Source organism: Ruegeria sp. CDSC002 (assembly GCF_059610905.1).
Genome location: NZ_JBXWOM010000005.1, coordinates 111,339 through 123,651 on the forward strand (window position 1 = coordinate 111,339; position 12,313 = coordinate 123,651).

Below are 12,313 nucleotides of genomic sequence, written 5' to 3' on the forward strand. Positions count from 1 at the left end.
CTGTCCTCTGTTTAATTCACCACAAGAATTGAGTTTTTGGTGCAGGGGGTCGATAAGTGTGCTGTCCGGTCAAATACAACGGAATTTCCCATCCGCAACCCTGTTGGCTAATGATGGCCGCGGACGCTCTGAGCAAAGGGAACACTATCAATGAAATTACTGCGGTTCGGTCCCAAGGGCGCGGAAAAACCCGGTCTTCTGGATGCCAAGGGCGCAATTCGTGATTTGTCGGGTGTGATTGATGATCTCACAGGCGAGTTGCTTGGCGATGAAGCCCTGTACCGATTGCGCAGGTTGGATACCGCAAGCCTGCCTCTAGTGGATGGTCAACCGCGGATTGGCGCTTGCGTCGGTCAGGTCGGCAAGTTCGTCTGCATAGGTCTGAACTACGCCGATCATGCGGCCGAAAGTGGGATGGAGCTGCCGCAGGAACCGGTAATCTTTTTTAAGGCAACTTCGGCCATTATTGGCCCCAACGACACGGTCGAAATCCCTCGTGGCTCGGTCAAAACCGATTGGGAGGTGGAACTGGGTGTGGTGATCGGGAAAGAGGCCAAATACCTCTCGGAAGCCGAAGCCTTGAACCATGTCGCCGGTTATTGCGTCATCAACGACATATCAGAACGCGATTTCCAACTGCACCGTTCGGGCCAGTGGGTCAAAGGCAAATCCGCCGACACGTTCGGTCCTATAGGTCCATGGCTTGTGACACGGGATGAGGTACCCAATCCGCAGGACCTGCAGATGTATCTTGAGGTGAACGGGCAACGGTTTCAGAATGGATCGACCCGAACGATGCATTTCGGCGTGGCGACAGCAATCTCTCATCTGTCGCAGTTCATGTCGCTACAGCCGGGAGATGTGATTTCGACAGGCACCCCTCCGGGTGTGGGCATGGGCCAAAATCCGCCGACCTTTTTTAAAACCCGGCGACAGGATGGAGTTGGGCATCAAAGGCTTGGGTGTGCAACGGCAGAACGTTGTGCAGGGCTGAGCCCCCTGTTTGTGCAATTGTCACAATTTCCCGCAACAGAAAAAGGGCTGAAAAGTCACTCGGGCCAGGGCAGTGAATAAGTTTTGACGTTGGTGAAAAATTTCATCGCCTCGATCACGCCTTCCTTGACGCCGTTGCCGCTGTCCTTGATGCCGCCAAAAGGAGACATTTCGATCCGGTAGCCGGGCTGTTCCCAGATGTTGCAGGTGCCAACGTTCAAACCGTTGATGTAGGTAATCGCCCGGTTCAGATCATTTGTACAGACACCCGCAGACAAACCAAATGCGGTGCCGTTTGAGATCTGCATGACTTGCGCATCATCATCTGGAACACGAACGATCGGCACGATTGGACCAAATGTTTCTTCCATCACCAACTCACTGCCGTGGGGCACCTTGTCGACGACGATCGGCGGCAACAGTGCACCGTCGCGGCCGGGGTGATAGAGGATTTCTGCGCCCTCTTGCGCAGCCCTCAGCACGCGGTTTTCGAACAACTCGGCGGCTTGTGCGTGGATAACGCAACCCAATTGCGTTTCTGGGTCCTGAGGGTCACCAAACCGGATCGCTTTTGCCTTTTCCAGAACAAGTGGCACAAATCTATCTGCCACGCTTTCCTGAACCAGAATGCGTTTGATCGCGGTACAGCGTTGCCCCGAATTCCCTGTGGCCCCGGCCACAGCTATACTGGCGGCCTTGTCCAGATCGGCGTCATTCAGATCATTCAGCACGATCAGAGGATCGTTGCCGCCCAACTCCAGTGCCTGCCGTTTGTAACCCGCCTTGGACGCGATCATCTTGCCTACCGGCACACCGCCCGTGAAGGTGACTATGTCAATGTGTTCATTGGTGATCATCTCATCGCCGATATCTTTTGGCCAGCCAGTCACGACCTGAAACATTTCGGGCGGCAGCCCTGCCTCGTACAGTATGTCCGCCAGCGTCAGGGCCGTCAGTGGGGTCAACTCGGTCGGTTTGCAGACCATGCTGTTATTGGTGGCAATGGACGGTGCAATCTTGTGGCTGACCATGTTCAGAGGGTGATTGAACGGTGTAATTGCGCTGATGGTTCTGACCGGCTCGCGTTTGGTGAAAATCTTGCGCGCCTTGCCGTTGTGGGTCAGATCGCACGAGAAAACCTCACCATCGTCCTTCAGGGCCTCGGAGGCAGCGAACTGAAAAACGTCCTGCGCGCGCCTGGTTTCATAGATCGAGTGCTGATGGCAGATGCCAAGCTCAAGCGTCAGCCATTTTGCGAGGTTTTCGCGATTTTCACCAATCAACGCGCCGGTGCGCCGCAAAATCTCGCTGCGCTCGTAACGCGTCAATTTGGGCGTGTAATTTGCGGCGATCTCAAAAGCTTTGCGTACATGTTCAGAAGTGCCGGCAGGGACGGTACCGACAACCTCACTCGTGTAGGGGTAGTGGACCGGGATTTTAGCATCGGTAAAGACAATCTCGCCGCCAATACGCATGCCTTCGTTGCGGATACCGGATGTGTTCATGATAACGTCCATGATAAAGGGGCCAACGCTATGCTGGCAAAAAACGGTGCTTCAAAATTGCGCAATGGCAGGCGCAGCGAAGTGTCGATCACGCAATTGAAGATGAAGGGAACGCCCCGCTCGGTCAATCCACTGTGGCAGTCCAGAGCTGGATTGCACCTCGGTATCCAAGTCTCACCAACGGTCTTAGTTGCCACTTTCGTGCGACCACGATCTGCGGAAGTTATGCGGCGAAACATTGTACCGGCCTCGGAAATGAACTGAAAGCCTGTCCGTGCTGGAAAACCCGGATGCAAAGGCAATCTCGGATACGCTGAGGTCGGTTTCATTCAAAAGGGCGAAGGCACGATCTAGCCTGAGGTTGTTGTAATACTGGCCGGGCGACATCTTTGTGTGCTGCTGGAACAGCCGTTCCATATGGCGTCTGGACAGAGACGCCTGATCCGCTACCGCCTCAAGACTGAGCGGCGATTCAATGTTGTCCCGCATTATTTGGACAGCTTCGACCAGCTTGGCGTTGCGCGTCCCCAAAAGGGCCGAGACTGGCGAAACTTGATTGCTGCCACTTTCTCCGACGCGTCGGTGCAAGCACATCTCGGACACGTTGATGGCCAGGGCGTTGCCGAACAATTCCTCGATCACTTCCAGCATCATATCGGTGCTGGCGTGCCCTCCCCCGCAAGTGCGCAGCTTGCCGTCAATCTCGTACAGACTCTGGGTTGGCGTCATTGTCGGAAAATACTCGCAAAACCCGGGGCGGTTTTCCCAATGAACGGTGAACTTCTTGTCGCCGATCAGGCCTGCCTTGGCCAAGGCAAAGGCCCCGGTGCAGATACCGCCAAAATCGCATCCATGTGCCTTTTGCCGACGGATCCAATTCAAAACCCGGGTGTCAAACGAAGCCATCGGCTCAGTGCCGGAACACACGAAGGTATAAGCCCCCTGCTCCAGATCATGCATGGGTTGGTCGGCTTGAATGCGGATTCCGTTCGAACACGTGACCGGCGCGCCATCTGCTGACAGGACATACCATTCGAACAATTGCTTTCGGGCCAGTTGGTTTGAAATACGCAAGGGTTCAATCGCTGCGCTAAACGCCAACATCGTGGTATTAGGCAGCAACAGGAAATGAAAGGCCTTGGGTGGTCCATCATAAAGAACGTCGACGGAAATCGCCCCCTTGGGCAGGAAACGTTGACTGACCACTACACCCCTCCTTCGCGTTCGAATACCGCATCGTTGCTGGCCTGCTGGAACGTTCGAGCAACTTAAAGTTATCAATAGATGTAAGACCCTTGGAAATCGAACGCTCATTTTGTATTTTGGATACAACTTACACCGACCGAGACCACTCTTATGCCCAGAACCCGCGCGATCGCACGTCAAAGTCTTCCAGAAGTCATCACAAATGATCTGCGGGAACGTATCCTAAGCGGAGAGATGGCCGAAGGTGAAACCATCCGTCAGGAGGCCCTTGCCGAGGACTACGATGTTTCGCGCATGCCGATCCGCGAAGCATTAAAACGGCTGGATGCCGAAGGCCTTGTGCAGCTGACTAACAACCGTGGTGCATCGGTGACTTCGCATTCGCTTTCGGAAATTGGCGAGATTTTTGACCTTCGCGTTCTTTTGGAAGTTGACCTGTTTAGACGGGCCATTCCGCAGATGACGGAAGCTGATTTCGCCAGATGCGAGAAGCTGCTCGACGACATGGAAAGGTCTTACGAAGCTTACAATGTCGGGCGATGGGGCAGCCTGAACTATGAATACCACAAAGCCCTTTATGCTGCTGCTGATCGTGGGTTGACCAATGAGATCCTGCAAAGGGTCAATCTGCAATCGGACCGCTATGTCCGTATGCATCTCAGCGTTATGGAACAGCGCGAGCCCGCCAAGCTAGACCACCGACAGCTTTTGTCGCTGGCACGCAAACGTCAGGTTGATGCCGCAGGTGAACTGCTGACCAAGCATATTCAACGGACCAAGGATCAGTTGCTGGCGATGGTTATTAAGACACGGAAAGGCGAAACTGGCTGAAGGTCCCCCATCCCTACCACAGTGGATGCAGGCACGCCACTTTGTGGTCTGACCCGCTCAGTTCTGGTGGCGCGGCGCGGCATTCTTCGGTTGCAAGCCAGCACCGTTGTGCAAAGGCACAGCCTTTGGGGATGTTCATCGGGGACGGAAGCTCGCCTTCCAGTTTGATCCGATCCTTTCGCGCGTCGGGATCTGCGCGAGGTGTTGTCGACAAAAGAGCCTTGGAATAAGGATGTCGAGGGGCAGCAAACAGCTTTTCTTTCGGTGCCTTCTCAACCGCGCGGCCTAAATACATAACGATCACGTCGTCGGCAAAATGCTTCACCACCGACAAATCATGCGAAATGAACAGATAGGCAAGGTTCAGACGTTCCTGCAGTTCGACCAGCAGGTTCAGAATTTGCGACTGGATTGAGACGTCCAGTGCTGAAACCGGCTCATCCAACACCAGCACCTTGGGGTTCAGCATCAAGGCGCGGGCAATCGCAATCCGCTGCCGCTGCCCGCCCGAAAACATGTGTGGGTAGCGGTCGTAATGTTCGGGGCGCAAACCCACGAGGTCGATCATTTCACGAGCGCGCGCCTCGCGGTCGGCTGCGGACATCTCGCGGCGGTTAATTATCAATGGCTCTTGCAGGATTTGACCGATCCGTTGGCGCGGGTTGAGCGAGCCGTAGGGATCCTGAAACACAATCTGCACAGTTTCACGCATTTGGGCCCATTTCGACGGAGTTATTTCAACGCCATCGATGGTCAGACTACCCGAGGTCGGTTCTTCGATCATCGTCACCACCCTTGCGAGGGTGGACTTCCCACAACCGGACTCTCCTACGATCGCCAACGTTTTGCCCGGCCGCAGTTCGAAGTCCACGCCAGACAAGGCCTTTACCGTTGCGGCCTTCGACAACAACCCGCCTTTTACGGTATAAAACCTGGCCAATTCACTGGCCTGAACGATGGGGGCGGTCATGCCAACTCTCCGGTTGTTATCTTTTCAACGTAATGGCAACGCGCCTTGCCGAACTCCGCACTGTGCGGAGTTGGGGGCAACGATCGGCACAGATCATCAGCATATTGGCATCTGGGGCTGAACAGACACCCTTTTGGCCGGTCAAACTGCCCTGGAACGACGCCGGGAATAGTAGGCAGCATCTTCGACGTCGCCCGTTCCGGAAGCGCGTTAAGCAACGCAGTTGTGTAGGGGTGACGCGGGGTGCGGAACAGGTCTTTGACTGCCTGCTCCTCGACCTTTTGGCCAGCATATTGGACCTGCACCCGCTCGGCGGTCTCGGCGACAACGCCCATATCATGAGTGATAAGGACCAAACCCATGCCCTGTTCGTCCCGTAGGCGAACCAACAGATCAAGGATTTGCGCCTGAATTGTCACGTCCAGCGCAGTCGTCGGCTCGTCCGCAATCAACAGCTTGGGTTTGCAGGCGATGGCCATCGCTATCATCACCCTCTGGTTCATGCCGCCGGACATCTGGTGCGGAAACGTGTTCAGGCGGCTTTCCGGTGCGGGGATGCCGACCTGATCAAACAGCTCTATGGCGCGTTGGTGGCGGTCCTTTCGGTTCAGGCCCAGGTGGATGCGCAAGGCTTCCTTGATCTGGAAGCCGACCGTAAAGCAAGGATTCAGCGAAGACATCGGTTCCTGAAAAATCATAGCAATGTCCTTGCCGATGATCTTGCGCCGGTCACGGGCCGAGATTTTGGTCAGATCAATGCCTTCAAAGCTTAGTTGGTCGGCCGTAATCGTGGCCGTCCAGGGTAGCAGACCCATCAATGCCAGCATCGACACCGATTTGCCCGAGCCGCTTTCGCCGACGATGGCCATCAACTCACCCTTGTCGACCGACAGGTCAACACCATCCACAGCGCGGAACTGACCCGAGGCGGTTGCGAATTCGACAGTGAGGTTTCGGATATCCAACAGGCTCATGTCTTCAGCTCCGCTTTAGCTTAGGGTCCAGCGCGTCGCGCAGACCGTCGCCCATCAGGTTGATGGCCAGCACCGTGACCAGGATGGCCAGACCGGGGAACGTCACCACCCACCACGCGCGCAGAATAAATTCACGCGCTTCGGCCAGCATGGTGCCCCATTCCGGCGTGGGCGGTTGCGCGCCCATGCCCAGAAAGCCAAGGGCTGCCGCATCCAGAATGGCGGTTGAAAACGACAGTGCCGCCTGAACGATGATCGGAGCCAGACAATTCGGCAGCACGGTCTTGAACATGAGCCGGGCCTTGCTGGCACCGGCGACGCGGGCAGAGGTCACATAGTCCTTTTGCCGCTCTGCCAACACAGATGCCCGGGTCAAACGCACGTAATGCGGTTGAAACACAATGGCGATGGCGATCATCGCGTTCGTCAACGAGGGGCCAAGGATGGCAACCAGAACCAGCGCAAGCAGTAGCGAGGGGAAGGACAGGATGATATCCATCACCCGCATGATCATCGTATCGACCCATTTGGGCGCGAAACCCGACAGCAGGCCGACAATCACCCCGCCCGTCACGGCCACACACACCACCACGATGCCGACAAAGAAGGAATAACGTGAGCCCATGATCAGCCGCGACAGCATATCCCGACCCAGCGGATCGGTGCCCAACGGGAAGGCCCAACTGCCGCCTTCTTGCCACGCAGGCGGTTGCAGAATGTGATTGCGGAACTGTTCAGTCGGGTCGTAGGGGGCCAACAAAGGCGCAAAGGCCGCACAGAAAACAAAAGCTGCAAAGACCCAAAGGCCCATCACCGCACCGCGGTTTTCGCTGAAATAGAACCAGAACTCTCGCAGGGCACTGGGGCGGTCTTCGGTTTTTGGTGGGGTCGCGGACAATTCAGCCATCATCGCCTCCGGATTTTGGGGTTGATGACGCCGTAAAGGACATCGACCAGCAGGTTCACCAGCATGACGATCACGGCGATCATCAGCAGGCCGCCCTGCACCACCGGGTAGTCGCGGCGGAAAATGCTGTCGACCATCCACTTGCCGATGCCAGGCCAGCTAAAGATTGTCTCGGTCAGGATCGCTCCGGCCAGCAAAGTGCCGACCGACAGGCCGATCACTGTAATCACCGGGATCAGCGCATTACGCAGCGCATGCAGCCCATTGATCCGCGCGGGGGCGAGGCCCTTGGCGCGGGCCGTGCGGATGTAATCCTCACCCAACACTTCCAACATGGCCGAACGGGTCTGGCGTGCAATCACGGCCAAAGGGATCGTGCCCAAAACGATGGTCGGCAGGATCAAATGGCGTACAGCCGATCCAAACGCCCCCTCCTGCCCGGACAGCAGACTGTCGATCAACATGAAGCCCGTGACGCTTGGAAAGTAGTACAGCAGGTCGATCCGGCCTGAGACAGGCGTCCAACCAAGGTTGCCGGAAAACACGATGATCAACAACAGCGCCCACCAGAAGATCGGCATGGAATACCCGATCAGCGCGGACGACATCAGCGCCCGGTCGAAGAATTTGCCCCGGTTCACAGCGGCAATAACGCCCGCAGGAAGCCCCAAAGCCACTGCAAAGATCATGGCACAGATCGACAGTTCCAGCGTGGCGGGAAACAGGGCAAAGAATTCGTCCCAAACCGGCTTCTTGGTGACAAAGCTTTCGCCCAGATCACCATGTAACACGCCAACCAGGTAGTCCCAGTATTGCTCTAGCACCGGTTTGTCGAAGCCCAACTTCTCGACCATTTCTTGATAACGTTCTTCGGACATTCCGCGTTCACCGGCCATGACGATGATCGGATCGCCTGGAAGCACCCGAATGAACATGAACGAGATCAGTGTTACGCCCAGAAATGTCGGAATGAACATGCCGAGGCGGGTAAGAAAATAGCCAAACATCAGCGGCCTATGATTGTTAGTTCTTTGGGAAAGCTGGTCAGCGACCGGCAACCGTCGTTGGTCACCAATACGTCATCTTCGATCCGAACGCCGAAATTGTCCAGATCATAGAGGCCCGGCTCGTTTGTCCAAACCATGCCCGCGCGCATGATCTGGCCGTTGCCACGCATGATGTAGGGCGCTTCGTGCACATCGCGGCCCAGCCCATGACCGGTCTTGGTGCGGATACGATCTGCATAGGGCGAGGCCTCGAGCACGCTGGTCACCGCGTCGTCGATATCGTGGGCAGTGACGCCAGGCCGGCAAGCTTCGAACCCGACCAGGTTGGCCCGCAGAACGGTGTCGTAGACCGCCCTGCCCTCATCCGAGGCTTCGGCGACAAAAAAGGTGCGTGTGATGTCGGCGGCAAACCCATGTTTGCGTGCGCCGAAATCGAACAGCAGCGCGTCGCCTGCTTTGATCTGATAATCCGCGCGCGCTTTACCATGTGGTTGAGCCGAGTTTCCTCCGGCCGTCACGATAGGCGAAAATGCCAGCGAAGCGGCTCCTTCGGCGAACAGCGCCTGGATCAAGGCTTGCTCGATTTGTACTTCTGTTTGGCCAACGCGAACATCCGCAATGACCCGCTCCAGCGCTCGCTCCGAGATATCAATCGCCGCTTGCAGCGCTGCAATGTCATCGTCCGTCTTGATGATGCGCAGGCCAGAAATCTCGCGCTCAGCATCCACGATCCGCAAGTTGGGCAGGGCTCGGGTAAAGGCCTTGGAGACAAAGACGCGCATCACCTGCCCTTCGACCGCCAGAGATCGCAACGGCATATGTTCAGCCAGTGCCGCGAAGGCATCGTCATAGCCCGTCTGATCGCGCCAGTCGAAGACAGCGCCGTCAAACCCGACCAGCGCCCAAGAGCCCAGTTCTAGGTTCGGCACAATCGCTGCCGGTACGCCTTCGGCCGGGATCACGACCACAAAGGGCCGCTCGTTGCTCATGAAGGGTTTTACCAAAGCGCGGGTAAAATTCGGACCGGGCACCAGTGCCACGGCATCTACTGACATGTCCTTTGCCAGTTGTTGGTACTCGGACAAATCCGGCATTCGCGCCGACCTCCCAATAAAGAAAACCGGAGCCGCCAATTGGGCGGCTCCGGTCGTTGAGTGGTGGTTTATTCGACGCTCACACCGTAGAAGATGTGTCCGCCCAGCGGGTGCACTTTATAGCCCTGAACCTTATTGCTCATCGGCATGTAAACGACCGAGTGCGCAATGGTTGCCCACGGGGCCTGCTCTTTGAAGATGACCTGGGCATCTTCATACAGCTTGGTGCGTTCCGCCTGATCAGTAGACTGTTTGGCCTTCAGGATCAGATCTTCGAACGGCTCATGGCACCATTGTGCCCGGTTCGACGCTTCACGACCGTCACAGCCCAGCAGAACCGCCAGGAAGTTGTCTGGGTCGCCATTGTCACCGGTCCAACCCAGAAGAACGGCACCATCACGGTCCAGATCTTTCGAACGCGACAGGTACTCACCCCATTCGTAAGACACGATCTCGACGTCCACGCCAACCTTCGCGAAATCCGCCTGGATCAGTTCAGCCATACGGCGCGCATTCGGGTTGTACGGACGCTGTACCGGCATTGCCCATACCTTCATCGACAGGTCGGAAACACCTTCGGCTTCCAGCATTGCCTTGGCCGCTTCTGGATCATAGGCATCGTCGGTGATCGCGTCGTTATAGCCCCACATGGTCGGCGGGATCGGGTTCTTTGCAACCTGGCCCGAGCCCTGGAACACCACGTCGATGATCGCGTTCTTGTCGATTGCCATGTTCAACGCCTTGCGGACGTTCGGGTTGTCGAAGGGCGCCATTGTGGTGTTATAGGCCAGGTAGCCAACGTTGAGGCCTTCCTGCTCCAACATGTTGATGTCGGCATCATCCTGCATCGCCTGAATGTCCGCCGGGTTCGGATACGGCATGATGTGACATTCGCCCGCCTTCAGCTTCTGATAGCGCACGGATGCGTCCGGAGTGATCGCAAAGATCAGATTTTCAACATCCGCCGGATCCTTCCAGTAGTCGGCATTCTGGGCATAGCGGATCACGGCGTCTTTCTGATACGCTAAGAACGAGAACGGGCCGGTACCAATAGGTGCGGTGTTTAGCTTTTCAGGTGTTCCAGCTTCCATCATCGCATCTGCATATTCTGCAGACAGGATCGAAGCGAAATCCATCGCCATATTGGCAACAAACGGCGCCTCAGGCTTGGTCAGAGTAAATTTGACGGTGTAGTCGTCGACCTTTTCAATGGACTCGACCAGATCGGGCATACCCATACCCTTGAAGTATTCCCACGTACCGCCTGACACCTGATTATAGGGATGGCTGTCATCCTTTTGGCGCATGAACGAGAAGATCACGTCATCCGCGTTGAAATCGCGGGTCGGCGTGAACTCGTCATTCGAATGGAACTTCACACCCTGACGCAGCTTGAATGTGTACTCCAGGCCATCATCACTGGCTTCGACGCTTTCGGCCAGACCGGGGATAACGTTGGTTGTGCCGGTTTCGAATTCCAGCAGGCGGTTGTAGATCGGGTGCGATGAGGCATCAAATGTGGTTCCGGCTGTAAACAGTGCGGGATCGAACCCCTCGGGTGAGCCTTCTGAACAATAAACCAGCGTGTTGGCCTGCGCGGCTGCGCTGGACAGGGCAATAGCCGCTGTTGCAGCCAAAAATTTGAGTTTCATGATTGTCTCCCAGAAAATTTTCAATCGGCTTTCGCGTTGCTTTTGTTGACCAAGCAATTTCTGACGACTCTCATCGCCGCGAAATCTGTGCTCAATGTATCCAAAATACAAAATCCATTGTCAACTCACTTTGAGAGTTGAAGGAATGTGTGAACCAATGCACCTCGCAAAGCCGAGAGACTACACATCTCGGTTTCATTGATGATTGCAAAGATTGACGAGTGATTACGGCGTGAAGGTCGGCGCAACACCAACCGGGGGTTGATCTTGAATATATGCACCCACACGGTTCAAAACTTGAGTTCTAGGACATCCCGGGCGGGTCGCAGCACCAAGGTTACGCAGGTTGCCGGGCCCCTCAAAAGGAACAAAGCACAAGGGCCACTTGTCTCGCTTGAATTGCTCGGCAGCCAGGGCCGACACAATTGTACAATCATCAGAATGACAAATGTGTCGGCAGATCGTTTCAAACCTCAGCGCGCTCAGATCAAACCGCTTGGCGACTCGGATCGCAGGATCAGCTTTGGGCAAACGGTCCTCAAGTTCATAGCCAAAACTGTGAGGAAGCCGGATGAAGTCATGCGGAGGCACATCCTCTGGCGCAATAGAGGGAAGCATACAAAGTGGGTGCCCTTCACGCATGGCCAGAAACAACGGCTCGGCCCAAATTGACGTGAAAGCCAGAGCGTCGCTGTTGTTGACTTTGGCCACCAGCGCCATGTCCAATTGATGATCTTCCACCATCTGCAACATGTTTTGCGGAAGGTCCTCGATCATGGTCACACGCATCCGCGGGTACAGATCGCTGAACAACCCTGAGAAGTACTGCGTCAGGTAGGGTGCAAGCGTTGGCGTCATGCCAATCCGGTACGTGACGGCCTCGGGGTCGCGGTATTGGGTGGCAGTGTCGCGGATCTGTTGTGCATCAGACAGGATGGATTCAGCTATTTTGAGGATGCTTTGACCAAATGCCGTTGGGCGCACTTCGTTATTTAGTCGTAGAAACAGTTCAACACCCAGTTCGTGTTCCAGCTTCTTGATCTGGTTCGATAGTGCAGGTTGCGAAACGTTGCACGCAACCGCCGCCTGACTGAACTTGCCATGTTTTGCAATGGCGAGCACATACTCCAAATCCCTGAAATTCATCCGCTCAATCTCTCTGCGGTCATACAAA

The 12,313-nt window shown here is 55.8% G+C and carries 10 protein-coding genes and 1 pseudogene; 2 read left to right on the forward strand and 9 right to left on the reverse strand.

Translation table 11 applies throughout. The features are described 5' to 3' along the window. Positions 1-150: 150 nt before the first annotated feature. Positions 151-994 (forward strand): annotated as a pseudogene (locus tag AC2FJE_RS10925) (fumarylacetoacetate hydrolase family protein). Between the two features lie 55 nt (positions 995-1,049). On the opposite strand, the gene phnY reads toward AC2FJE_RS10925, so the two are convergent. Next, positions 1,050-2,498 (reverse strand): phosphonoacetaldehyde dehydrogenase, encoded by a 1,449-nt coding sequence (phnY, locus tag AC2FJE_RS10930; protein ID WP_496760939.1) that lies wholly within the window; start codon positions 2,496-2,498, stop codon positions 1,050-1,052. 186 nt (positions 2,499-2,684) lie between these two features. Continuing rightward, positions 2,685-3,704, reverse strand: a complete 1,020-nt coding sequence (locus tag AC2FJE_RS10935) for a GlxA family transcriptional regulator (RefSeq protein ID WP_496756041.1) — start codon at positions 3,702-3,704, stop codon at positions 2,685-2,687. A gap of 150 nt (positions 3,705-3,854) precedes the next feature. On the opposite strand from AC2FJE_RS10935, the gene AC2FJE_RS10940 reads away from it, so the two are divergent. Then, a complete protein-coding gene (locus tag AC2FJE_RS10940; RefSeq protein WP_496756039.1) occupies positions 3,855-4,535 on the forward strand; it encodes a GntR family transcriptional regulator in 681 nt (226 codons plus the stop codon). Positions 4,536-4,548: 13 nt separating this feature from the next. Here AC2FJE_RS10940 and AC2FJE_RS10945 read toward each other — a convergent pair whose 3' ends face one another. From AC2FJE_RS10945 to AC2FJE_RS10975, 7 genes are all read right to left on the reverse strand, one after another. After that, complete coding sequence (locus tag AC2FJE_RS10945) at positions 4,549-5,505, reverse strand: ABC transporter ATP-binding protein (protein ID WP_496756037.1); 957 nt, start codon at positions 5,503-5,505, stop codon at positions 4,549-4,551. Next, positions 5,502-6,479, reverse strand: a complete 978-nt coding sequence (locus AC2FJE_RS10950) for an ABC transporter ATP-binding protein (RefSeq protein WP_058277169.1) — start codon at positions 6,477-6,479, stop codon at positions 5,502-5,504. The genes AC2FJE_RS10945 and AC2FJE_RS10950 overlap by 4 nt, the downstream gene beginning before the upstream one ends. Before the next feature lie 4 nt (positions 6,480-6,483). Continuing rightward, positions 6,484-7,389 (reverse strand): ABC transporter permease subunit, encoded by a 906-nt coding sequence (locus AC2FJE_RS10955; RefSeq protein ID WP_082649183.1) that lies wholly within the window; start codon positions 7,387-7,389, stop codon positions 6,484-6,486. Beyond that, positions 7,386-8,393: an ABC transporter permease subunit gene (locus tag AC2FJE_RS10960; protein WP_058277167.1), complete on the reverse strand. Its 1,008-nt coding sequence runs from the start codon at positions 8,391-8,393 to the stop codon at positions 7,386-7,388. Before AC2FJE_RS10960 ends, AC2FJE_RS10955 begins: the two co-directional genes overlap by 4 nt. Then, a complete protein-coding gene (locus AC2FJE_RS10965; protein ID WP_496756031.1) occupies positions 8,393-9,487 on the reverse strand; it encodes a M24 family metallopeptidase in 1,095 nt (364 codons plus the stop codon). Before AC2FJE_RS10965 ends, AC2FJE_RS10960 begins: the two co-directional genes overlap by 1 nt. A gap of 68 nt (positions 9,488-9,555) precedes the next feature. Continuing rightward, positions 9,556-11,139: an ABC transporter substrate-binding protein gene (locus AC2FJE_RS10970; RefSeq protein WP_282152074.1), complete on the reverse strand. Its 1,584-nt coding sequence runs from the start codon at positions 11,137-11,139 to the stop codon at positions 9,556-9,558. A gap of 225 nt (positions 11,140-11,364) precedes the next feature. Beyond that, complete coding sequence (locus AC2FJE_RS10975) at positions 11,365-12,285, reverse strand: LysR family transcriptional regulator (protein ID WP_282119434.1); 921 nt, start codon at positions 12,283-12,285, stop codon at positions 11,365-11,367. Positions 12,286-12,313: the final 28 nt, after the last annotated feature.